Here is a 23,609-nt window from a genome sequence, read left to right on the forward strand (position 1 = left end):
CTTTGCTTTATTAATTATCTAGTAAATTAAATTCCTCTTCTTCTTCAACTTCCGTCACGAACTTTTCACCATCTAAGCCGTAGTGCTCACGGATTTTTTGTTGAATTTCAAGACGGACATCAGGGTTTTCTTTTAAGAAAAGCTTAGCATTTTCACGGCCCTGACCTAGTCTTTCATCATTATAGGAATACCATGAACCGCTCTTCTGAACGATATCTAGTTCGGAGCCTAAATCGATGATTTCGCCCTCTTTAGAAATACCTTCTCCATACATAATGTCTACTTCTGCCGTACGGAAAGGAGGAGCAACTTTATTCTTAACAATCTTTATCTTTGTCTTATTACCAACGATATCATTTCCCTGCTTTAACGCCTCTGCACGACGCACTTCAATACGGACAGTAGAATAGAATTTTAATGCGCGTCCACCTGGTGTTGTCTCGGGATTACCAAACATAATTCCAATTTTTTCACGAATTTGGTTAATAAAGATAGCGATCGTCTTTGATTTGTTAATGGAACCTGATAGTTTTCGCAGTGCTTGAGACATCAAGCGAGCTTGTAAACCAACGTGAGAATCTCCCATTTCACCTTCAATTTCAGCCTTTGGTACTAATGCTGCTACTGAGTCAACTACAAGAATATCAATTGCACCGCTTCGAACAAGTGCCTCTGCGATTTCAAGTGCTTGTTCACCCGTATCAGGCTGCGATAACAATAACTCATCAATATTAACACCCAATTTTTGTGCATATGCGGGGTCTAATGCATGCTCAGCATCAATAAATGCTGCTTGTCCACCTTTTGCTTGTACTTCTGCAATTGCATGTAAAGCAACAGTTGTTTTACCTGAGCTCTCAGGGCCATAAACTTCAATTATACGGCCTCTCGGATATCCACCAACTCCAAGTGCAGCATCAAGTGCTAATGACCCACTCGGACTCGTAAGAATCCTTGTATCAGTTTTCTCTCCCATCTTCATGATGGAACCTTTACCAAATTGCTTTTCAATTTGTTTTAACGCCATTTCTAATGCCGCTTTACGATCACTCACGAATCTTTTCCTCCCTTATATATAAACACATACTTAAAATCTATCGATTTAAAACCTATTAATAATATACCTTCTTTTTAGGTATTTGTCGAGTAAAAAAACGAACATTTATTCGATTGTTTTCTATGTGCTATTTATGTAATAACTAGCATATCCCCCTACTTTTTGTATAAATAGGCATAAATCTCAGCTTTTAAATGGAATTTGGGTTAATTGTCGGAAATCTTTTTTGAGAATAATTGTTAGACGGTTGTTCTTTATGACCGGTCTTCTTTCTTTTCGTCTGCTCGGGCTCGTAGACTACTTCTACGTGACCATTTCCTCTTTTTTCCCTACTCTTAGGGCTCGTAGACGGCTTCTACGCGACCGTTTCCTCTTTTTTCCCTACTGTTCGGGCTCGTAAACGGCTTCTACGTGACCATTTCCTCTTTTCCCCTACTGTTCGGGCTCGTAGACTGTTCCTACGCGACCGTTTCCTCTTTTCCCCCTACTGTTCGGGCTCGTAGACTACTCCTACGTGACCGTTCCCTCTTCCCCTACTGCTCGGGCTCGTAGACTGCTTCTACGTGACCGTTCCCTCTTTTTCCCCTACTGTTCGGGTTCGTAGACTGTTCCTACGCGACCGTTTCCTCTTTTCCCCCTACTGTTCGGGCTCGTAGACTACTTCTACGCGACCGTTCCCTCTTTTCCCCCTACTGTTCGGGCTCATAGACTGCTCCTACGTGACCGGTTCTTCTTTTTTCCCCTCTGTTCGAGCTCATAGACTGCTTCTACGCGACCGGTTCTTCTTTTTTCCCCTCTGTTCGGGCTCGTAGACGGCTCCTACGCGACCGGTTCCTCTTTCTTTTCCTCTACTTGGGCTCGTAGACGGTTTCTACGTGACCGTTCCCTCTTTCCCCCTACTGCTCGGGCTCGTAGACTGCTTCTACGTGACCGTTCCCTCTTTCCCCTACTGTTCGGGCTCGTAGACTGTTCCTACGCGACCGTTTCCTCTTTCCCCTACTGTTCGGGCTCGTAGACTACTCCTACGTGACCGTTTCCTCTTTCCCCTACTGTTCGGGCTCGTAGACTACTCCTACGTGACCGATTCTTCTTTTTTCCCCTCTACTCGGGCTCGTAGACGGCTTCTACCAAATCAACTCCACCGTCATTCGCTCCTTCTAGCCGTATAGACGATAAATCATAATTTATAAAAAAATCACAGAACACTATTTAGTATTCTGTGACTCTTTTAAATTACGTAATATAAAGTAGCTGCCGTATTTCACCGCACGGTTTCGAATCGCTTCCCTCGTTCCGCCAAGCGTAAGCTTTTCAACCCTCGTCGGCATCCCTTTCATTGCCATTCCAATATAAACGGTACCTACGGGCTTTCCTTCCACCTCAGAGGGGCCGGCAACACCCGTAAAACTAATCCCGATATCCGTACCAAAAATCCTTGCTGCATTTTCGGCTAATTCATGCGCACATTGCTCACTTACAGCTCCATGCTTATCTAACGTTTCCTGTCTCACTTGTAAGACCTGATGTTTTACCTCATTTGAATAACAAACCAATCCGCCATTAAACACTGTACTCGCACCGGAGATAGACGTTAGCTCCTTCTGGAACATTCCTCCCGTTAAGCTCTCTGCAGCTGTAATCGTAAGTTTTCTATCTTTCAACATTTTTGTCAGTTCAGCCAATAATGAAGTATGATCATAGCCATACAGAAACTCTCCGACACGCTGTGAGATTTTAGCTTCTACATCATCAAGCATAGTAAGAGCAATATTCTCATCCGTATGCTTTGCAGTAAGCCGTAACGTAACCTCTCCATCCCCTGCAAGTGGTGCAATCGTTGGATTGCTTTGGGCATCAATCAAATCCATAATCTCTGTTTCCAATGCGGCTTCCCCAATACCGAAAAACCGCAGCACTCTTGAAACAATTTTCTCATTCGACTGAGCTTTCGATGAAAGTGCCTTTGCCCCATAATGAAGAAACATCGGTTCCATTTCCTTAGGAGGACCCGGCAGAAGCATATATGTATGATTTTCACCACTTACAACCATTCCTGGAGCCATCCCATGATCATTCGGCAGGACTTGGGACCCTTCCAGTACAAGTGCTTGCTTACGGTTATTTTCTGTCATCACACGGTTTGTCCGCTTAAAGAAAAGCTCAATCGATTCCAACGCCGCTTCATCCATAACTAATTGTTTACCAAGATGACGAGCAATGGTTTCCTTCGTTAAATCATCCTTTGTTGGTCCTAAACCACCAGTAAAGATAATGATTTTAGAACGATTTTCAGCAATTTCAATCGCCGACTTCAATCTGTCAGGGTTATCACCAACTACTGTATGATAAAAAACATTAATACCCAGCCCCGCCAACTGTTGCGATATAAAGCGGGCATTCGTATTCACTATCTGACCGAGTAACAACTCTGAACCAACTGCTATAATTTCAGCATTCAACATACTCTCGCCCTCTTTACCAGTAGTTTGTTACCTATTTTGAATTTTTTAAGACATGACTATTTTTTGCAAAATAGTCCCAACCAGACCAAATAGTGAAAATAAGTGCTACCCATAAGGATACTATATCAAATCGGAAGGAGATCAATTCAAAAATAGTATTATGTAGTAGGATACTTGAAATAGCCACGATTTGTGCCCACGTTTTAATTTTGCCGAGCATATTTGCTGCAACTACCTCACCTTCACCTGCAAGTAAAAGTCGTAGCCCTGTTACGGCAAATTCCCTACTGATAATGATGATAACAATCCATGAAGGAGCATAAACACCATTCAGTTCAACAAGAACAATTAAAGCAGCTGAAACTAGTAATTTATCTGCTAGCGGGTCAAGAAATTTCCCCATATTTGTTACCATGTTATACTTACGAGCATAATGACCATCCACCCAATCTGTTGTTGAAGCTAAAATGAAAATTAGTGCTCCTACAAAGTGAGTAACTGGTAATTCTACACCGAATAGGTGCATGTCCCCCCAATCAAAAGGTGCAAGCATAATAATCAAGAATAGTGGAATTAATAATATTCTCGATACTGTAATTCTGTTTGGAATATTCATAATTTTCCTCCGCGTAGTTATTGAAAGCGAAAATAGTCATCGATTGATGACTATTCGCTTTTCAGAACATATTGAATCTTGATGTTCTGAACATTTGCTGTTGCTGGAATGGCGTACTCAAGCTTTTGGTCATTTATATAAATTTCTGTGTTAGCTGCATTGCCGACCCTGATGGTCGCCAAAGTTTCTGCTGATAAATCCACTGTTTGACTTGAGGTCCCATTAATTCTGAGCGTGTCCGAAATGAAGGTTTTCCCCTTTCCGTTTTTAACACTAACCCAGGCATCCCCGCCTTTAGCAACCAACTTCACAACAAATTTATCAGCATTTTTCAGTTCATAGGTCGTATCATGACCAGCACTTTGCACAACAGATATTTCTTGAGTCGGAGTGACCACTTCCGGAGTTTTTTCTTCCTCTTTTTGCTTATCGGTCTCCTCTTCTTTCACTTTCTCTTTTTCTTTCTTCTCCGCTTCTTTTGCTTTTTCAAGGTTCTCGGACTTGACGTATTTTACTGGATCATTTTCTTTACTGAGTGATTCATTTGAATCATTACCAGCATGATTTGTTACAAGTACATAAATGAGACTAGCCAGCCCAACCACAAACACCCCAATTAATATTTTAGGAAGTAAATTCAAAATTTTCGAATTCCCATCATTAATTGATTTGTGGGTCGTTACTCTCGATAACTGTTGAGGTAACTCATCATGATAAGCAGCCGGAATTTCACTTTTATAGGTCTCAAATATTTCATCCGGATTAAGGCCTAGCGCCTCAGAGTATTGCTTTATGAATGCACGAACATAAAAATTTCCGGGCATGCTTGCATAATTTCCTTCTTCTATACCAATTAAATAACGCTTTTGAATTTTTGTCATGGATTGTACATCATCCAAGCTAAATCCTTTGGCTAATCGAGCTTCTTTTAGTCGATTCCCTAATTCAGTCAACTGTTAACACCTTCCAATTTATTAAAAATCAAAATCTCCAAAATCTGATCCGGAGAACATATTATGTTGATCAACAACCTCGTAAGTAATCTCTTCTTCTGCATCGTTCCTGAGTTCGATAATATAGTCAAAATCATCGAGGGTATACTCAGAATTTTGTACGAAAATATCCGGATGCTCTATTACTTTAACAGAAGGTAAACGCATGATTTCACGGACAAGCTGCCAGTGGCGCTCATTTGCACGTCTAGTTGAAACAATTCCATCAAGAATGAATAGGTTATTTTCATTGTACTCGTCTTCAATTAGTTGATTTCGAATGGTTTGTTTTAGTAGAGTAGACGAGACAAATAACCAGCGTTTATTTGCACAGACGCTCGCTGCTACCAGTGATTCCGTTTTGCCTACTCTCGGCATTCCTCTAATTCCAATTAGCTTATGTCCTTCCTGCTTAAATAATTCTGCCATAAAATCTACTAATAATCCAAGCTCATCTCTTACAAAGCGAAAGGTTTTTTTATCGTCTGCATCTCTTTGGATATACCTGCCATGTCTAACAGCTAATCTGTCTCTTAGTTTTGGTTCTCTTAGTTTAATCAATTTTATTGTGTCCATTGTATGTAAAATTGACTCAAGTCGTTTAATTTGATCGTCATCTTTTGCAAGTATAAGAAGACCGCGTCTTCCTTCATCCACACCATTAATAGTTACAATATTTATTGAGAGCATTCCCAATAAGGATGAAATATCCCCCAAAAGGCCAGGGCGGTTTTTTTGAATCTCATACTCTAAATACCATTCTTTTTTCATTATAAAAAACCCCCTACTAAGAAGTTTCGACATTTTTTTCACAACTCATCATCTAAACCTTATAATAAATGATTTTGAATGAAGATGAAAGGAAAAACAAAGATTATGGCATATTTATATGTAACAAAGGAAAAATTTATTTATCAACAAAAAAAGAGAGGATAACTCTCCTCTCTTCTAGCGGCTTCCGTTATTTTGAATAAGTTTAACCATCATATTTGCAATAGCCTGCTGTTCATCTTTATCAGCAACTGACCAAAGGTCTGCAAGCATTCTTTCTTGCTCATTTTTTGGTTCAACTTGCTTTGATAAGTAATCACCAATTTGAAACGCTAAGTTACCAATAGCCCCTTCACTCATACCTTCATTTTGTGCATGATGAAGACGATCAGCTAAAAAGTCTTCCCATTGTTTCCAGTTATCTAACACTGACATGACATTACCTCCTTTAAAATAGTACAAGGTTATTTTGCGAAGAAGAGGTGTGTCCTATACATGAATAACTTGTGAATTTTAATTCCGATTACAATAAACAATGTATATTTATGTATACCAGCCGCCATTTACGGAAAGTACTTGTCCAGTGATATAAGAGGAATCTTTGGATAGCAAGAATTTGACTGTTCCTGCTATTTCTTCGGGCAACCCCAGTCTGCCCATAGGGATTTCTTCACACAATTCCTCTATTTCTTCCGCATTAAAGCCCTCCATCATGGGTGTGGCCACTGCTCCAGGAGCAATCGCATTCACTCGAATCCCATTTAAGGCCACTTCTTTACTAAGGGCTTTCACAAAGGCAATTTGTGCACCCTTCGCAGTGGAATAAACCACTTCACACGCAGCACCCGTTTGACCCCAAATGGATGAAATAAAGACAATATTTCCAGACTTTTTATGTAGTAATTTCGGCAACATTTCCTTGGTAAGCATTATTGGATTTAGCACGTGCACATTCATCAATTCTTGTGCATCTTCCAGCTCCAAATCCATGAGCATCCCATAATGACTATTCCCGCTACAATGAATGATGGCATCTAAGGAAAAAATTTGTGAAGAGATTGTCTCATAGCCCTTCGAATTTGATAAGTCTGCCTGTATGGGTAAGTACTCCCCGCCAAATTGTTCAAGCTTCTTCATTAAATCACTTATAGAATCACTATTCTTATTATAATGTAGATACAAATGATACCCATCTGCTGCTAACCTACATGCAACCGCTTGTCCTATTCCACCACTTGCTCCCGTAATGAGTGCGTATTTTTTCATTTTCAGATCACTCTCTCTATGTAATAACAGGAGAAAAAGCGCCGCGTAAACGACGCTTCTTCCTTTATTTTTTCTTTGGAATGACTTGGCATACTGAAAAGCGATCTTCCGAGATCACTTCTGTAGCTAATGATTGAACATCCTGAAGCGTAATACTTTCTAATGTAGGAACGACATCAAATAAATTCATATCATTAAATGCATACCTCGTGAATTGATTGGCAATATATTCAGGCGAGTTGACAGCACGTAAAAAGGCACCAATTTTTTTCTTCTTTGCCCTTGCAAGCTGCTCCTCAGTAATAGAACTATTCTTTTTTGCATCCAAAAGCATTTTTTCTAATCTCTCAGCTAATTGATCTGGTTCTCTTGTGTCCCCACCTACCATTGCAAAGCCAAAACCTTGTTCTTGTGTATAGTCGAATGAGAACGTTTCATCAATCAAACCCTCACTGTAGAGCTGATTATAGTTTTCAGAGCTTTTTCCAAACAACAGATCAAGCAGAACATTCATCGTTAGTTCATTTTTTAGCATTTCCGCTCCCATTTGATCCACATGGAGAGCTTTAATTCCTACTAATGCTTTTGAAGTTTGTACATTCATTTCAAGCACTTGCTTTTTTTCAGCTGCTTGTGTTGGTTCTGATTCAAATTTACGTTTGATTTCCCGCTGATCCTTATAATCCTTCTTCGCCTGATTTTCCCTTACTTGATTCATTATCTTTCCAGGGTCTACAGGTCCAACAATAAATAACAGCATATTACTTGGATGATAAAAAGTATTATAACATTCGTATAACCAATCCTTTGTAATATGGGAAATGGATTCAATTGTTCCGGCTATATCAATTTTTACCGGATGATTTTGGTACAGATTTTGAATCAAACCAAAGTATAGGCGCCAATCGGGATTGTCATCATACATCGTGATTTCCTGACCAATAATCCCTTTTTCTTTTTCAACTGTTTTCTCAGAAAAATAAGGTTCTTGAACGAAATCAATCAATGTTTCTAGATTTTTTTCCACATCTGATGTGCTAGAAAACAAATAGGCGGTCCTTGTAAAAGAGGTAAACGCATTTGCAGAAGCTCCTTGACGGCTAAATTGCTGAAATACGTCTCCATCCTCTTTCTCAAAAAGTTTATGCTCTAAAAAGTGAGCAATTCCATCTGGTACTTTTACGTATTCGTCTTTTCCCAATGGAATAAAGGTATTATCTACAGAACCGTATTTTGTGGTAAAGGTCGCATACGTTTTATTAAAACCATTCTTCGGTAAAATATAGACATTGAGGCCATTGGACATTTTTTCATGGTACAGCTCTTCTTGAAGTTGGTCAAAATTAATCTTCTCCATTATTTGCCCGCCTCCGTTCCGGTTAAGAAATAAATAGTATCTAAATCGATTTTGTTTGCAACTGCCACAATTTCTTCTTTGGTCGTTTTATCCATTTCCGTCAGCCATGTATCTAGCTTAATATCTGTATGTGCCACAACATTATGATAAAGGATTTCCGTTAAACCACGAGAGGTATCAATGGTTTCTAAGATTTGATTTCTAATGACCGCTTTGGTTTGCTCTAACTCTTGTTCAGTGAAATCTCCCTTTTTCATTGCCCCCATTTGCTCGTTAATAATTCCTATTGCTTGATCATAGTTTTTTAAATCGATTCCTGACATGACCATCATTAAGCCTTTATGACTTTCTAATCGGCTGGCAGCGTAGTAGGCTAAGCTTGCCTTTTCGCGAACATTGATAAATAACTTAGAATGTGAAAAGCCACCGAAAATTCCATTAAAGACCTGAAGAGCAAAATAATCTGAATCGCCATACACAATATTTGTGCGGTAACCCATATTTAACTTTCCTTGTTTTACATCCTGCTCTTCTTTGACCTCATTTACATCCGATCTTTTGTTAATACTTTGTTGTTCCACCCTTTTTGGTGTGCGGTCTTCAAATTGGAGCAGCTCAGAAGAAAGTTTTTTTACATCTTCTTCATTTACATCACCAATCACATACAGGTCCATCTCATCTTCTAAAAAGGCTCTTTTAAAGTATTCATATAAATTTTCCGCAGTAATGCCATCCACATCTGCCGCATCTCCGTTAACTTCTAAAGCGTATGGCTCTTCCTTACACATTTCCTGTAACAAGCGAACATTCGAATAGCGCATTTTATCGTCAAAAACCGAATGAATTCGCTGCTTGAGGGCTCGCTTTTCTTTTTCTACTGTTTCATTGTCAAACGCATTACCAGTAACATTTGGTTTAGTTAAGATCTCTGCAAGCAGTTCAAACCCCTTCTTTAATAATGGGCTTGGGTCACTAAGAAACTTTTCATTTGCAATCTCAATGGAAAAACTGATTACATGGTATTCACCTTTTTTAGATAAATCCACAAATAGAGTTGCCCCATATAATTCATCTAGGTATGAGCGAAGTGCGGTGGTTGAAGCGTATTTTGCAGAACTACTTTGTAATACCTGTGGAAGAAGGGCCCTTTTCGTCACATCTTCTTTTGTTAATGGTGCTTTCATCTTCCAAACGAAGGTATTCGTTTTGTATTTATCCGTTTGAATCACATGGAGTTTATACCCTTGCATTTCCAATATTTTTTCTGCAGTAGCGTCCATTTATATCCTCCTTATCGGTAAAGGGTCATATATTACAATATGTAAACATTTTTCTTAATATCTTTTCCTTTGTAATAAAACCTATACTTATTACTATAATTTGACAAGCTTGTTTTATACAAGTAAATGCGTTTATTAAAAACAAAAAAAGCTCTCAGTGGGTGACTGAGAGCTTTTTCTATAATTATTAACGGCTACCTTTGATATAGTGAGTACCAACTGCTTTTGGTGCATCGGCACGACCGATGAATCCTGTTAAAGCTAAGATTGTTAATACGTAAGGAGCGATTAGCAAGTATACGCTTGGAATTTCCTTTAAGAAAGGTAAACTTGATCCAATGATACTGATACTTTGAGCAAAACCGAAGAAGATTGCTGCCCCTAATGCGCCAAGTGGATGCCATTTACCGAAAATCATGGCTGCTAACGCCATGAAACCTTGACCACTGATAGTAGAGTGGCTGAAGTTAGATGTAATGGATTGTGCGTACACTCCACCGCCTAGACCGCCAAGTGCTCCAGAAAGGAGAACACCTAGGTAACGCATTTTTGTTACATTAATACCCATTGTGTCAGCTGCCATTGGGTGTTCACCAACAGAACGAAGACGAAGACCAAATGGAGTTTTGAAAACAACATACCATACAATAATAGCAACAATAATTGCTAGGAAAGAAGTCCAATAGGTGTCTTGGAAAAAGATTTTTCCAATAACCGGAATGTCTTTTAACACAGGAATATCAACTTTGCTAAAGCCTTTAGAAATAATTCCAGTTTCACCTTTATCATAAATAAGTTTGACAAGGAACAAGGTTAGTCCTGTTGCTAATAAGTTGATCGCAACACCAGATACGGTATGGTCAGCGCGGAATGTAATAGACGCAACCGCATGGAATAGTGAGAAAAATGCTCCAGCAGCCATAGCTACTAATAAAGCAATCCACGGTGTAGCACTACCAAATGTATCATAAGTAGTTAAGTTGAACACAATGGCTGTAAATGCCCCAATTACCATTAAACCTTCAAGCCCAATATTTACTACCCCAGAACGCTCTGAGAAAATACCGCCTAATGCAGTGAAGACAAGTGGAGCTGCCCATAATAATGTGGAAGGAACAAGAATCATTAAGATATCCATTAAACTCAACTTACTTCACCTCCTTCTTACTGATTCTGTCAAGAAATACTCTGATGATGTAGCTTGATGCAACAAAGAATACAATTAAAGCAATAATGATATCAACTAATTCATTAGGAACGCCTGCTTCAAGAGGCATGTTTAATGCTCCCACTTTTAGAACACCAAACAGAATAGCCGAGAAGAAAACACCTAATGCTGTATTTCCACCTAGTAAGGCTACGGCAATACCGTCAAACCCTACTCCTGAGAATCCACCTTTAACCGCTGCATATTCGAAAGTACCAAGACCTTCCATTGCTCCAGCTAATCCAGCAAAGGCTCCTGAAATTAACATGGAAAGGATAATATTCTTATTAACATTCATACCAGCGTAGTGTGCAGCATGTTGGTTAAATCCTACAGATCTTAATTCGAAACCTCTTGTTGTTCTTTCTAATAAGAACCACATAACAAAGCAAGAAAGGATAGCAAGAATAATTCCCCAGTGTAGACGTGAATAATCAGTAAGACTTTCTAACCACTCAGAACGTAAAGTTGCTGATTTATGAATTGGACCTGTATTATCACCTTTATGTGATATTACGTTACGAATAATATAGTTTGACAAATGAAGTGCAACATAGTTCATCATAATTGTTACGATTACTTCATGGACACGGAAACGTGCTTTTAATAAACCAGGAATAAATGCCCAAAGTGCACCAGCTACAATTGCTGCTAAAATAGCAAGTGGTAAATGAATCACACGTGGTAGATCAAAAGCAACCCCCACCCAAACTGCTGCAAGCCAACCAACTAAGAACTGTCCTTCAACCCCAATATTAAACAAACCAACTCGGAAGGCAAAGGCCACGGCTAAACCTGCTAAAATATATGGTGTAAATTGTCTAACTACTTCCCCGATATAATAAATATCTCCAAATGCACCATTCCAAAGTGCTGTAAAAGCTGCAATCGGATCGTAACCACTGACAATCATGATAATTGTTCCTACAAGGATACCTAATAAGACGGCAATAACTGGTGTTAAAATACTTCTCAACCGTTTAGACATTTGTTACTTCACCCGCTTCCTTTCTATTCGAGCCAGCCATCAATAATCCAAGCTCCTGCTCATTTGTTTCCTTCGGATTCACGATAGCTACGATTTTCCCCTCATATATAACCGCGATACGGTCACTAACGTTCATAATTTCTTCTAATTCAAAGGATACTAGCAAGACTGCCTTTCCATTATCGCGCTGCTCTATTAAGCGTTTATGAATGAATTCAATTGCACCAACATCCAAGCCTCGAGTAGGCTGTGCTGCGATCAGTAGGTCTGGATTGCGGTCAACTTCACGTCCAATTATCGCCTTTTGTTGGTTACCACCGGATAGTGCACGTGCTAACGTGTACTCACTAGGCGTACGAACATCAAATTCATTAATTAGTGATTTTGCTTTTTTATAAATTTCCTTAAAGTTTAAAATTCCGTTCTTTGAATATGGTTTTTTATTATAAGTCTGTAATACCATGTTTTCTCCGATTGGGAAGTTTAAAACTAGTCCATGCTTATGACGGTCTTGAGGAATATGACCAACACCTGATTCTGTAATATGTCTTGGCGTTTGGTTAATCAATTCTTTACCGTTTAATTTCACGCTTCCGGTTTCAGCTTTACGCAAGCCAGTAATTGCCTCAATAAATTCTGACTGGCCATTACCATCAACCCCGGCAATACCAACAATCTCTCCAGCACGGACAGAAAGATCCAATCCATTAACAACTGTCACGCCACGAGGATCTTTAACTACTAAATTGTTAATTTCAAGTACATCCTGTTTAGGAGATGCATCTTTCTTTTCTGTTTTGAAAACAACCTCACGACCAACCATTAAGCTTGCAAGTTCATTAGGGTTGGTTTCACTAACAGTAACCGTTCCAATCCCTTTACCTTTTCGAATAACCGTGCAACGATCGGAAACTTCCATAATCTCTTTCAATTTATGGGTAATTAGAATAATAGATTTACCTTCTTTAATAAGCGTTTTCATTATTTGGATTAATTCTTTGATTTCCTGCGGTGTAAGTACAGCTGTTGGTTCGTCAAAAATAAGAATTTCCGCACCACGATAAAGAGTTTTTAGGATTTCTACCCTTTGCTGCATACCTACAGTAATATCGGAAATTTTTGCTTGAGGGTCAACCGCTAAACCATAGCGCTCTGAAATCTCACGCACTTGTTGTTCAGCCTTTTTAATATCAATTCGGCCACCAGTGGTTATTTCTCTACCTAAAATGATGTTTTCAGTTACTGTAAACGTATCGACCAACATAAAGTGCTGGTGGACCATTCCAATTCCTAAATCATTTGCGATGTTCGGGTTAGAAATGTTAACAGGCTTCCCTTTAACACGGATTTCACCCTGCTCTGGTTGATATAAACCAAATAGAACATTCATTAAGGTGGATTTCCCTGCACCATTTTCACCAAGTAATGCGTGAATCTCACCCTTTTTTAATTGAAGAGTTATGTTATCATTCGCAACAAAGCCATTAAACTCTTTACGGATGTTAAGCATTTCAATTACATATTCCATCTCTTCTCACTCCCTGTGACATGATAATGGAAAAATTGACCAGAAGTAGTAAGAGGTCAGACCTTTCCGAATTTTAAAAAAACAGGGATTTCCTCCCCACTATAAAATCTTAAATGAAAAGTAGAATTACATTTCTACACTTCAGTTAAGACTCTTAAACAAGGTAAAAGCGGGAAGGGTTTCTCCAACCCGCTTTTTTCCTCACAAAAATTATTTTGCGCTAAAAGTTTTTAATTCATCACGAGTTCCAGGGACTTTTATAGCACCTGATTTAATCTTTTCGACCCACTCTTTAACAGCTGTTTCGATTGCATCTTTATTAGCAGCTTTGCTGTTGATTGGTGCTAAGCCAACGCCATCTTCAGCTAAACCGTATAGGATTGATTCTCCACCAGGGAAATTTCCATCCATAGCCTTTTTAGATAAATCTTGTACTGCTACGTCAACACGCTTAAGTGCAGATGTAAGAACAACATCTGGACCCATGTCGTTTTGGTCACGGTCTACACCGATTGCCCAAATTTCTTTGCTAGGGTCTTTCGCTTTTCTGTCTGTAGCTTCTTTGAATAGACCGTTACCAGTACCACCAGCTGCGTGGAAAATTACGTCTGCGCCTGAAGAGTACATTTTAGAAGCGATATTTTGACCAAGTTCTGCTTTGTCAAATGCTCCAGAATATTGTACGTCAACTTTCACTTCTGGCTTAGCAGCTTTAACACCAGCTAAGAAACCAGATTCGAAACGCTCGATAACAGGAATTTCCATACCACCGATGAAACCGATGTGGTTAGATTTTGTTGTAAGAGCTGCTGCAACACCAGCAAGGAATGCAGCTTCTTGCTCTTTGAAAAGAACGCTTGCTACGTTTGGTTGTTTAACTTCAGCATCAATGATTGCAAAGTGTGAATCTTTTTGTTGTTTCGCGATTTCTTCTACTGCAGCTTGCATTAAGAAACCGATTCCGTATACTAAATCAAAGTCTTGACGAGCAAGAGTATTTAAGTTTGTAGAGTAATCTGCATCAGATTTAGATTGTAGGTAATCAAATCCGCCTTTACCTTTTTTCATTCCATTGTCAGCACCGAATTTTTGAAGACCTTCCCATGCTGATTGGTTGAATGATTTGTCATCAACACCACCGACGTCAGTAACCATCGCAACAGAGAATGCTTTTCCTTTTTCTTCTCCACCCTTAGATGTTTCGTTTTTGCTTGTGTCATCGCTTTTTCCACAAGCACCTAAAAGTGTTCCAGCAGCAAGAACTAAAGATAGCGCCATTCCAATTTTACGCTTTTGCAAGGCATTGTACCCCCTATGATATGTTTGATATAGTAGAAATTTTCGCAGAACTGGGTACGTTTTCATCTCGTATTAAAAAATTAAATACGTTTCCTTAATACATGAAAACTAAACTTGTCCGCTTTAAAATAGTTTACCGAATATAGAACAGGTTCATCCATTTCATCGAAATGCATTTGTTTTAAAACTAACAATGCAGTTTCAGGATCACATTCTAGAATTGGGGAAATTTTCTCATGATAGCCTATCGGCTCGATTTGAGCTACCGCGTATGTAATTCTTCGGTTTGCTTCTTCGTCCAATATGCGGAAGAAACCTTCCTCATAGGAAAAAGTTTTAGGCAAAATCCGTTCGGGAACCTTGTCAATACAGTAGACAACTGGTTCACCATTTGCGGTCCTAACCCTCTCCATCACGAAAATCTCCTCACTTGTAGAACATGAGAAACGGCGAATATCCTCTTCGGTAGGCCCCAGTGTTGATGAGCTTAAGAAAATGGTTCCTGGTTTCATACCAGCTTGTTTAATCATGTCAGTGACACTATTAAGTTGTTCAATCCCTGAAGTAAACAGTGGCTTTGAATTAACGAAGGTGCCAACACCATGGCGCCTAATGATAACGTTTTCTTCTTCAAGAATACGTAAAGCCTCTCGAAGTGTTGCCCTGCTTACACCAAGCTGTTTAGCAAGATCGAATTCGGAAGGTAATTTTTCTTTTTCTTTATATATTCCATTTTCAATATCCTGCTTTAACCGATCGATTACTTGTAAGTATAAATGCCGGTTATCTGACTTAATTGACATGCTTTATCCTCCAGGCTTTTTCCTAAGACATCAGACATCTGATATCATTCCTACTAACCGAGATTATAGTAACATTTTTTTAGTGATAAATAAATAGGTATTCAAAATTTTGTCGAAAAAAGGTTCATTCTTCAAAAATGTCTTAAAGTTGTTGATATTATTGCTTTGAAATCTGTTATAATATAATCTTTCTATTAAAAACATAGGTATTTCACACCAGAATATAGGTCTTTTTTATCATCTTTTATAAGCGCGCACTTAATACTATAGTATGGGGCATGTGGGAATTTAGTATAAAAAAAAGAGCCATTGGCTCTTTTTTTTACCTATGAACTTTGCTCTTCTTTTGGTTTTGTCTGTAAAACCACACGTGGCTTACTTCCTTCGTATGGTCCCACTACTCCACGTGCTTCCATTTCATCAATAAGGCGGGCCGCTCTAGTGTAACCAATTCGGAAACGGCGTTGCAGCATGGAAACTGATGCTGTTTGCATTTCAACAATTAAATCAACGGCTTCATCATACAAATCATCCTCAACTGCTCCTGTTACTTCCGGAATATCATCTGGGATCATTTCTTCTTGGTATTGAGCTTTTTGCTGTGAAATAACAAATTCAACGGTATCCTCCACCTCTTGATCGGAAAGGAATGCACCTTGGACACGAACAGGCTTTGATGCTCCCACTGGCAGGAATAGCATATCCCCACGCCCCAGTAACTTTTCTGCTCCACCCATATCCAAAATTGTTCTTGAATCCGTTGCACTTGAAACAGCAAAGGCAATTCGGGAAGGAATATTTGCTTTTATGACACCTGTAATAACATCCACAGATGGCCTTTGAGTAGCAATAATTAAGTGAATGCCGGCTGCACGCGCCATTTGTGCGAGTCGTGTGATTGAATCTTCTACATCTGAAGAGGCAACCATCATTAAATCAGCTAACTCATCAACAATAACGACAATGTATGGCAATAATGGCTGCTTGTCATTTTCCTCTAAATTATGTCTTCTCACATGCTCATTATAGCCCTCAATATTACGGGTTCCTGTGTATGAAAAGAGTTCATAACGTCTTTCCATTTCACTAACAACCTTTTTCAATGCCTGTGAGGCTTTTTTCGCATCTGTCACAACTGGTGCAAGTAAATGTGGAATTCCATTATAAACATTTAGTTCAACCATTTTCGGATCAATCATCATTAACTTTACTTCATGAGGCTTTGCCCTCATCAGGATACTTGTTATGATTCCATTAATACATACACTTTTCCCGCTCCCAGTAGCACCTGCCACAAGTAGATGGGGCATCTTATTTAATTCGGCCAGCACAGCCTCACCCGTTATATCTCTGCCGAGTCCAATTAGTAATTTGGCATCCGGTTTATCATTCTGAGTAGCATCTAATACTTCACGAAGCGAGACCATGGCTACCTCTGAATTAGGAACTTCAATTCCTATAGCGGATTTTCCTGGAATAGGTGCCTCAATTCGTATATCCTTGGCAGCAAGTGCTAAGGCTAAGTCATCACTTAAGCTAACAATTTTACTAACTTTTACACCCACATCTGGGTGTACCTCATATTTTGTTACAGCTGGTCCTAAATGAACCTGTGTGACTCTCGCCTTAACACCGAAGCTTTGAAAAGTTCGCTCAAGCTTTGCAGCATTTGCATGAATCAGTTCATATTCTCCACTTTGATCTGTTTTCTTCGGATGCTTTAATAATCTAAGAGGAGGCAATTCGTATGCAACATTTTCTACTTCGGTAAACGTGATTGGAGGTGCTTGATCAACTTCCTCTTCCATGTTTCCTTTTTTTCCTTTTTGTTGTTCAGTTTTATTCTGCGAAGGTATGGCTACTGATTCTTCCATATAAGCCTTGTCAGCAAAACTGGAAATGATCGGTTCTGGAACAATTGTTTCCTCCTGCAAGGATGGCTGTTGAACGTTGATCACAGGTCCACTTTCCTGTACAGAGGGTTCCTGCTGTCTTGCTTTTTGTTCCTTTTTCTCATTTTTCCGTTCTTCTTGTTTTTGCTTCCATTCTGACATATCCGTTTTAAATGCTTCCCATTGATTTTTAAAGAAGTCGAACAGCGTCAGCATAATCTTGCCAATGAAGTCACCGAAGGATTTGCCTGTAAGTAAAACTATACCAATTATAATAAAAATAAATGCAATAATCTTAGTACCTGTTTCTGCGAATAGGTAATGAAATAGTGCAAACAAAATAGCTCCAAGGATACCACCGCCAAGGTCGGTTGTACTTGTTTCCCCTCGAAGTTCCATCATGAATAATTCCCATGTATTACTAATGACACTTGGGTCTTTAAATTTCCCATCATTCGTAAGTAAGTGGAACAATGTAACATGGCTTAATAAAAGGATAGCAGAAACAATAAAATAGCTTCCGACTAATTTAATATGAAAGAAAAATGGTATTTCTCGCTTCCACATTAAGTATACGCTTAATACTACCAGCCCTAGCAAACCCAGCATATACCATTCACCCATCCAAAATCTAAAGAAAAGGACAGTTGCTTTTCCTACTGCCCCAAGCTTGGCAATGGAAATGATGGCTATTGCTAAAATAGCAAGTGCAGTTAATTCAAATTGGATCGTTCGTTTTAAATGGTTATCTCTCTTTTTTGGTTGTCTTCTCTTTTTTTTGGCCATCTAATCACCTTATATGTTAGTTATGGTATATTATTTCACAATATTACTATAAGTTAGTATGTATAACTAAATAAATAATAAAGAAATGGAAGAAAGCAGCCGGAATGGCTGCTTTTTTCTTTGTATCCTGATTATACCATAATCTACTACTGCAAAGCGGACAAACCCTCTTGGACACCAAAAGAAATTTTAGCACCAGGGCATATCCGTTCGTCTAGATAGTGCTGCGGATCGCTGCTTAGAATACGGATTACTTGAACATTTTGCGGATCCATTTGCTCTACTAGGAGTGGAACTCCTTGATAGGTTATCATTTTTTGTTGCTGAAAAGATTCTTGTTCAGTTGGAAAGATCAGTTCATTTGGCATCATCGTATATAAAATCATTGAATCAGCCCCTCATTTTTTTCCTGCCGAAGATCGATCATTTCATTTAGCTTCTTCATAGCCGGTCCCAATCCGCCTACTTCATCAATTAATCCAGACTTCACGGCGTCAACACCAATTACATTTGTTCCAATATCTCTTGTCAAATTACCCTTTGCAAACATTAAGTCTTTAAATGTATCCTCGGTAATTTTCGAATGCTTCGTAACAAAATTAACTACCCTCTCTTGCATTTTATCTAAGTATTCAAAGGTTGCAGGAACACCAATGACGAGGCCAGTTAATCGAATGGGATGAATCGTCATAGTCGCTGTTTCTGCAATAAAGGAATAATCACAGGATACAGCAATTGGGACACCGATTGAATGTCCGCCACCTAAAACAATGGAAACAGTTGGTTTCGATAAAGAGGCTATCATTTCAGAAATGGCAAGCCCCGCTTCAACGTCCCCTCCAACTGTATTTAAAATTATGAGCACTCCTTCAATCTTGGGATTTTGCTCAATAGCTACGAGCTGTGGCAATAAATGCTCATACTTAGTGGTTTTATTTTGAGGAGGAAGTGCCATATGCCCCTCTATTTGTCCTATGATTGTTAAACAATGAATTCTTGAATCTGCAGATAGCTGTGGAACATTGGTTTGGCCAAGCTGCTGAATTTTTTCTAATAAACCTGAAGCAGGCTTTTCCTCTTTTTGTGGCTCGCCGCCATCCTGGTTACCAGTATCATTTTTTTGTATATCGTTATTCATCCAAATACTCCCTTCAAAGCATGATATATTTTAGTATTAACCTATGATTTGATTTCATTCTACCAATCCATATAAATAAGGTACTGGACATTGTCCAGTACCTTATTTCTTATACTTCCATTATGATTGGTAGAATCATTGGTCTTCTTTTTGTTTTTTCAAATAAATAGCGATTTAATTCATCTCGAATTTCTTGCTTTAGGCTTGCCCATTCAAATGAACCCTTAGCGATCGTACGCTCAACAATATCACGCACCAATTTAGTGGAATCATCCATTAATTTTTCAGATTCACGAACATATACAAATCCTCTTGAAATTATTTCTGGACCTGCTGCAATTTTCTTGTCTTGTTTCGTCAAGGTTACAACAACAATAAGGATTCCATCCTGAGATAAAAGCCTACGATCCCGCAATACAATATTCCCAACATCCCCTACACCAATTCCATCAATGAGGACATTACCAGAAGGAACTTTACCTGCAAATGCTAGCTTTCCGTCTTTCCATTCCACCACATCACCACGGTCAGGAATCATAATTTTTTCATCTGTAAGACCGCATTCAAGTGCTACTTTCCTATGGGCTTTTAACATCCGATACTCACCATGAACAGGAATGAAAAATTTTGGTTGCATTAAGTTAATCATAAATTTTAATTCTTCCTGACTTCCATGGCTCGATACATGGATTGTCCGTTTGCCAGATATAACATTGGCACCTGCTCTAAATAACATATCTACTGTTTTAAATAAGAAAACCTCGCTACCTTTTAAAGGTGAGGCAGCAATTAGAACAGTATCTCCTGTCTGAATATTCAGTTGCTTGTGTGTTTGTTTTGCCATCTTTTGAAGAGCTTCAATTGGTTCTCCTTGAGTTCCGGTAGCAAGGACGACAATTTCTCGATCTTGGTAATTTTTAAGCTCATGAATTGGGATAATTAGATCTTCAGCTACTTCTAAATAGCCCATATCAAGTGCTATATGATAAATACGCTCTAAACTTTTTCCTACCACTGCTACTTTACGACCGTTATCCTTCGCCACATCAAAAATATGCTGGATCCGGTTAATATCTGATGCAAAGCACGCGGCTATGATTCGGCCCGGTGCATTATAGAAAGCATTAGACAATTCTCTTTCAACAATCGCTTCCGAAGTTGTGTAACCAGGTTTTTCTGCTTCGGTACTATCTGATAGTAAACATAACACACCTTGATCACCTATAGCTGCCATTTTACCAATTTCGGGTTTATAAAGTTTCGTTGCTGCCTGATCAAATTTAAAGTCACCTGTATATACGATAATTCCTTCAGACGTATGTATGCACACCCCTACAGAATCAGGAATACTATGATTTGTCTTAAAAAAGCTGACATTTACTGAATCTAATTCTACGACTGTATCTGAGTTTACTTCAATAAAGTTAGCATTCCCTTTAAATTCCTGTTCTTTAAGCTTTGCAGCCGCAAGGGCAAGGGTTAATTTTGTTCCATAAACCGGTACATTTACTTGCCTTAATACATAGGAAAGTGCACCAATATGATCTTCATGTCCATGTGTTAAAAAAACAGCCTTTACTCGATCCTTATTATCCCTTAAGTAGGTTAAATCTGGAATGACCATATCGATGCCTAGCATTTCTTCCTCGGGGAACATTAAGCCGGCGTCTACGATCAATATGTCTCCATCTACTTCTACTAGGTACATATTTTTTCCGATTTCTCCTACGCCACCAAGTGCAATAAACTTAATGGTTTTATTTTTTCTCTTTATCAAGTTTGAATCCTCCTATGTAGTAGCAATTTAATTTCTTGAACTTTTTTATTCCGTTCGAAATCAGTTATCATTATTATACTTGAAAAAAGAAAATGTTTACAACTTAAAAAAGCTAATTTACCTCTATGAGTGCCTTCAAGAAAAAGAAAGAGGCTGACCCATATAGGTCAGCCCTTAGAAAATTTACTTTTTATTAAGAATTGATAGTAATGTTGCACGTTCCTGTTCAGTGAGGCCCACAAGCGGCAATCTGACTGAACCAACATCTAATCCAGCCATCTGTAAGGCTGTTTTAACAGGTGCAGGGCTTGGAGCCGCAAATAATCCCTGCATCGTTGGAAGAAGCTGTTGATGTAATAGTGCCGCCTTTTTGTTATCTCCATCAAAAAAGGCTTTAACCATTTCCTGCATATCATTGCCTACCACATGCGATGCCACTGATACCACACCGGCACCACCTATAGATAGGACAGGTAATGTTAAGCTATCATCCCCACTGTATAAAACAAACTCATCATCTGTATTTGCAATAATCTGTGTCATTGCATTTAAATCTCCACTAGCTTCCTTCACCGCAACGATATTCGCAATCTTTGAAAGACGAATAATCGTTTCAGGAAGTATATTTATAACCGATCTACCAGGAATGTTATACACCATAACTGGCAGAGAAGTTGCTTCTGCCACAGCTTTAAAATGCTGATATAAGCCTTCTTGATTTGGTTTATTGTAGTAAGGTGCCACAACCATAATGGCATCAACACCAAGTTGCTCTGCCTTTTTTGTCAATTCAATAGAGGCATACGTATTGTTACTTCCCGTACCCGCAATAACTGGTACTCTTTTGTTTACAACCTTTACTACATGACTAAATAACGCAAGTTTTTCCTCTTTTGTTAAAGTTGGTGATTCCCCTGTCGTACCAGCTATAACCAGTGAATCTGTTCCATTCTCTATGAGGAAATTTATCAATTGAGTTGTCTTAGCAAAATCTATATGCCCTTTTTTATCAAAAGGGGTTACCATTGCTGTAGACACCCGTCCGAAATGAATCATTGTTCTACTCCTTTCGTTACGTGCCACTAGTGAAAAACAGAGATGTTTCTACTTTTCTTATATCACTTCATTAAACACTATTACAAATCTGAAAGATTGAATTCTACTGACTCATCTTCTAATTGAAACGCGTCATGAAGTGCATTGACGGATTTAACTAAGTCATCTTGTTTTACAAGTACCCATATAGTTGTATGACTATCCGCAGATTGTAAAATACGAATCCCTTGATCTGAAAGTGCGGTTACAATCTTAGAGGTAACTCCAGGGACACCCGCAATTCCGGCACCAACTACAGAAACCTTTGCACAATATCGCTCTACAACAGGGTCATGCCCTAGTTCATTTAATACTTTTATTGCCCGGTCGGTCATCTCATCTGTTACCGTATAAATTACACCATTGGGCGATATATTGATAAAATCAACACTGATCTTTTCATTTGCCATAGCCTTAAATACTTCAGCCTGCAAATAATATTGATCTTTTTTAGCAAAAACCTTTATTTGAGTAACATTAGAAACATGAGCAATTCCTGTTACCACACGCTCCTTAATATCGCTCCCCCGATTATTTTTATTTAGGGTTGTAACCAACGTTCCTAAATTATCGGAATAAGTAGAACGAATACGAATTGGTACCTTTGCCTGCATAGCAATTTCTACGGCTCTTGGATGGATGACCTTAGCCCCCTGATAGGCCATGTTGCACACTTCAGTGTAAGTAACCACTGATAGTGGACGTGCATTTTCAGCAATACGTGGGTCAGCAGTCATAATTCCTTCGACATCAGTAAAAATATCGATCCATTCTGCATTAAGAGCAGCACCTAATGCGGCAGCGGATGTATCACTTCCCCCGCGTCCAATGGTGGTGATATCCCCGTTCTTTGCCGCTCCTTGGAACCCAGCCACAACAACTACATCAGTATTCTCAAGTTCCCTGAGCAATCGCTCACACTTCATTTCAGTAATCTTTGCATTTGTATGGTCATTATTTGTACGGAATCCTGCCTGTGCACCTGTTAAAGAAACAGCATTAATACCACTGTCTAATAACATATTTGCAAACACGACACTAGATATAATCTCCCCACAGGACAATAATAAATCATGTTCTCTTTTTGAGATCTTACTTAGATTCCCGCCAATTAGCGATAAAAGTGTATCCGTTGCATATGGGTCACCTTTTCTACCCATTGCAGAAACAACAACCACTACTTTATATCCATCTGCTATTGCTTTTTCAATATGGCCTTGGGCATGCTTTCTACTCTTTTCATCCTTTACAGATGTCCCGCCAAATTTTTGAACAATTATTTTCATAGTGACACC

General features: G+C 38.9%; 20 protein-coding genes. All 20 read right to left on the reverse strand.

The genetic code is table 11. From position 1 onward, the window contains the following. Window positions 1-10 precede the first annotated feature (10 nt). Window positions 11-1,054 (reverse strand): recombinase RecA, encoded by a 1,044-nt coding sequence (recA, locus tag RCG25_RS17685; RefSeq protein WP_308080140.1) that lies wholly within the window; start codon window positions 1,052-1,054, stop codon window positions 11-13. Between the two features lie 1,208 nt (window positions 1,055-2,262). Further along, window positions 2,263-3,516 (reverse strand): competence/damage-inducible protein A, encoded by a 1,254-nt coding sequence (locus RCG25_RS17690; protein WP_308084214.1) that lies wholly within the window; start codon window positions 3,514-3,516, stop codon window positions 2,263-2,265. A gap of 34 nt (window positions 3,517-3,550) precedes the next feature. Continuing rightward, the gene (gene pgsA, locus RCG25_RS17695) at window positions 3,551-4,135 is read right to left on the reverse strand and encodes a CDP-diacylglycerol--glycerol-3-phosphate 3-phosphatidyltransferase (RefSeq protein WP_308080141.1); all 585 of its coding nucleotides are present in this window, start codon (window positions 4,133-4,135) and stop codon (window positions 3,551-3,553) included. Between the two features lie 50 nt (window positions 4,136-4,185). Next, window positions 4,186-5,088 carry a helix-turn-helix domain-containing protein gene (locus RCG25_RS17700; RefSeq protein ID WP_308080142.1) on the reverse strand — a complete coding sequence of 301 codons (903 nt, stop codon included), beginning with the start codon at window positions 5,086-5,088 and terminating at the stop codon, window positions 4,186-4,188. A gap of 21 nt (window positions 5,089-5,109) precedes the next feature. Beyond that, window positions 5,110-5,901, reverse strand: coding sequence for a DUF3388 domain-containing protein (locus tag RCG25_RS17705; RefSeq protein WP_308084215.1), 792 nt, complete (start codon window positions 5,899-5,901; stop codon window positions 5,110-5,112). A gap of 174 nt (window positions 5,902-6,075) precedes the next feature. After that, window positions 6,076-6,333, reverse strand: a complete 258-nt coding sequence (locus tag RCG25_RS17710; RefSeq protein WP_308080143.1) for a DUF3243 domain-containing protein — start codon at window positions 6,331-6,333, stop codon at window positions 6,076-6,078. A gap of 108 nt (window positions 6,334-6,441) precedes the next feature. Further along, entirely contained in the window at window positions 6,442-7,164 is a 723-nt protein-coding gene (gene ymfI / locus RCG25_RS17715) for an elongation factor P 5-aminopentanone reductase (protein WP_308080144.1), read from the reverse strand. A gap of 64 nt (window positions 7,165-7,228) precedes the next feature. After that, complete coding sequence (yfmH, locus tag RCG25_RS17720; RefSeq protein WP_308080145.1) at window positions 7,229-8,521, reverse strand: EF-P 5-aminopentanol modification-associated protein YfmH; 1,293 nt, start codon at window positions 8,519-8,521, stop codon at window positions 7,229-7,231. Continuing rightward, window positions 8,521-9,801: an EF-P 5-aminopentanol modification-associated protein YfmF gene (gene yfmF / locus RCG25_RS17725; RefSeq protein WP_308080146.1), complete on the reverse strand. Its 1,281-nt coding sequence runs from the start codon at window positions 9,799-9,801 to the stop codon at window positions 8,521-8,523. The genes yfmH and yfmF overlap by 1 nt, the downstream gene beginning before the upstream one ends. Before the next feature lie 187 nt (window positions 9,802-9,988). Beyond that, window positions 9,989-10,948, reverse strand: coding sequence for an ABC transporter permease (locus RCG25_RS17730; RefSeq protein ID WP_308080147.1), 960 nt, complete (start codon window positions 10,946-10,948; stop codon window positions 9,989-9,991). 1 nt (window position 10,949) lies between these two features. Next, entirely contained in the window at window positions 10,950-11,996 is a 1,047-nt protein-coding gene (locus RCG25_RS17735; RefSeq protein ID WP_308080148.1) for an ABC transporter permease, read from the reverse strand. Next, window positions 11,989-13,524, reverse strand: coding sequence for an ABC transporter ATP-binding protein (locus RCG25_RS17740; RefSeq protein ID WP_308080149.1), 1,536 nt, complete (start codon window positions 13,522-13,524; stop codon window positions 11,989-11,991). Before RCG25_RS17740 ends, RCG25_RS17735 begins: the two co-directional genes overlap by 8 nt. Before the next feature lie 210 nt (window positions 13,525-13,734). Continuing rightward, the gene (locus RCG25_RS17745) at window positions 13,735-14,823 is read right to left on the reverse strand and encodes a BMP family lipoprotein (RefSeq protein ID WP_308080150.1); all 1,089 of its coding nucleotides are present in this window, start codon (window positions 14,821-14,823) and stop codon (window positions 13,735-13,737) included. 80 nt (window positions 14,824-14,903) lie between these two features. Next, a complete protein-coding gene (locus RCG25_RS17750; RefSeq protein WP_308080151.1) occupies window positions 14,904-15,626 on the reverse strand; it encodes a GntR family transcriptional regulator in 723 nt (240 codons plus the stop codon). 326 nt (window positions 15,627-15,952) lie between these two features. Then, entirely contained in the window at window positions 15,953-18,304 is a 2,352-nt protein-coding gene (locus tag RCG25_RS17755; protein ID WP_308080152.1) for a DNA translocase FtsK, read from the reverse strand. 146 nt (window positions 18,305-18,450) lie between these two features. Then, a complete protein-coding gene (locus RCG25_RS17760; protein WP_308080153.1) occupies window positions 18,451-18,690 on the reverse strand; it encodes a YlzJ-like family protein in 240 nt (79 codons plus the stop codon). Beyond that, window positions 18,687-19,442: a ClpP family protease gene (locus RCG25_RS17765; RefSeq protein WP_308080154.1), complete on the reverse strand. Its 756-nt coding sequence runs from the start codon at window positions 19,440-19,442 to the stop codon at window positions 18,687-18,689. The genes RCG25_RS17760 and RCG25_RS17765 overlap by 4 nt, the downstream gene beginning before the upstream one ends. Window positions 19,443-19,551: 109 nt before the next feature. Further along, window positions 19,552-21,219, reverse strand: a complete 1,668-nt coding sequence (locus RCG25_RS17770; protein WP_308080155.1) for a ribonuclease J — start codon at window positions 21,217-21,219, stop codon at window positions 19,552-19,554. Window positions 21,220-21,402: 183 nt separating this feature from the next. After that, window positions 21,403-22,275, reverse strand: a complete 873-nt coding sequence (gene dapA / locus RCG25_RS17775; RefSeq protein WP_308080156.1) for a 4-hydroxy-tetrahydrodipicolinate synthase — start codon at window positions 22,273-22,275, stop codon at window positions 21,403-21,405. Window positions 22,276-22,355: 80 nt separating this feature from the next. Continuing rightward, on the reverse strand, window positions 22,356-23,600 hold the full coding sequence (gene dapG, locus RCG25_RS17780; RefSeq protein ID WP_308080157.1) for an aspartate kinase: 1,245 nt from the start codon (window positions 23,598-23,600) through the stop codon (window positions 22,356-22,358). Window positions 23,601-23,609 lie beyond the last annotated feature (9 nt).

It is taken from the genome of Neobacillus sp. PS2-9, assembly GCF_030915525.1.
Taxonomy (GTDB): domain Bacteria; phylum Bacillota; class Bacilli; order Bacillales; family Cytobacillaceae; genus Neobacillus.

What these genes read in the sequence shown, in the direction of transcription:
- pgsA (WP_308080141.1), bottom strand. Translation starts at nt 4,135, where the DNA reads ATGAATATTCCAAACAGAATTACAGTATCGAGAATATTATTAATTCCA.
- RCG25_RS17710 (WP_308080143.1), bottom strand. Translation starts at nt 6,333, where the DNA reads ATGTCAGTGTTAGATAACTGGAAACAATGGGAAGACTTTTTAGCTGAT.
- ymfI (WP_308080144.1), bottom strand. Translation starts at nt 7,164, where the DNA reads ATGAAAAAATACGCACTCATTACGGGAGCAAGTGGTGGAATAGGACAA.
- yfmH (WP_308080145.1), bottom strand. Translation starts at nt 8,521, where the DNA reads ATGGAGAAGATTAATTTTGACCAACTTCAAGAAGAGCTGTACCATGAA.
- yfmF (WP_308080146.1), bottom strand. Translation starts at nt 9,801, where the DNA reads ATGGACGCTACTGCAGAAAAAATATTGGAAATGCAAGGGTATAAACTC.
- RCG25_RS17735 (WP_308080148.1), bottom strand. Translation starts at nt 11,996, where the DNA reads ATGTCTAAACGGTTGAGAAGTATTTTAACACCAGTTATTGCCGTCTTA.
- RCG25_RS17740 (WP_308080149.1), bottom strand. Translation starts at nt 13,524, where the DNA reads ATGGAATATGTAATTGAAATGCTTAACATCCGTAAAGAGTTTAATGGC.
- RCG25_RS17750 (WP_308080151.1), bottom strand. Translation starts at nt 15,626, where the DNA reads ATGTCAATTAAGTCAGATAACCGGCATTTATACTTACAAGTAATCGAT.
- RCG25_RS17755 (WP_308080152.1), bottom strand. Translation starts at nt 18,304, where the DNA reads ATGGCCAAAAAAAAGAGAAGACAACCAAAAAAGAGAGATAACCATTTA.
- RCG25_RS17760 (WP_308080153.1), bottom strand. Translation starts at nt 18,690, where the DNA reads ATGATTTTATATACGATGATGCCAAATGAACTGATCTTTCCAACTGAA.
- RCG25_RS17765 (WP_308080154.1), bottom strand. Translation starts at nt 19,442, where the DNA reads ATGAATAACGATATACAAAAAAATGATACTGGTAACCAGGATGGCGGC.
- dapA (WP_308080156.1), bottom strand. Translation starts at nt 22,275, where the DNA reads ATGATTCATTTCGGACGGGTGTCTACAGCAATGGTAACCCCTTTTGAT.
- dapG (WP_308080157.1), bottom strand. Translation starts at nt 23,600, where the DNA reads ATGAAAATAATTGTTCAAAAATTTGGCGGGACATCTGTAAAGGATGAA.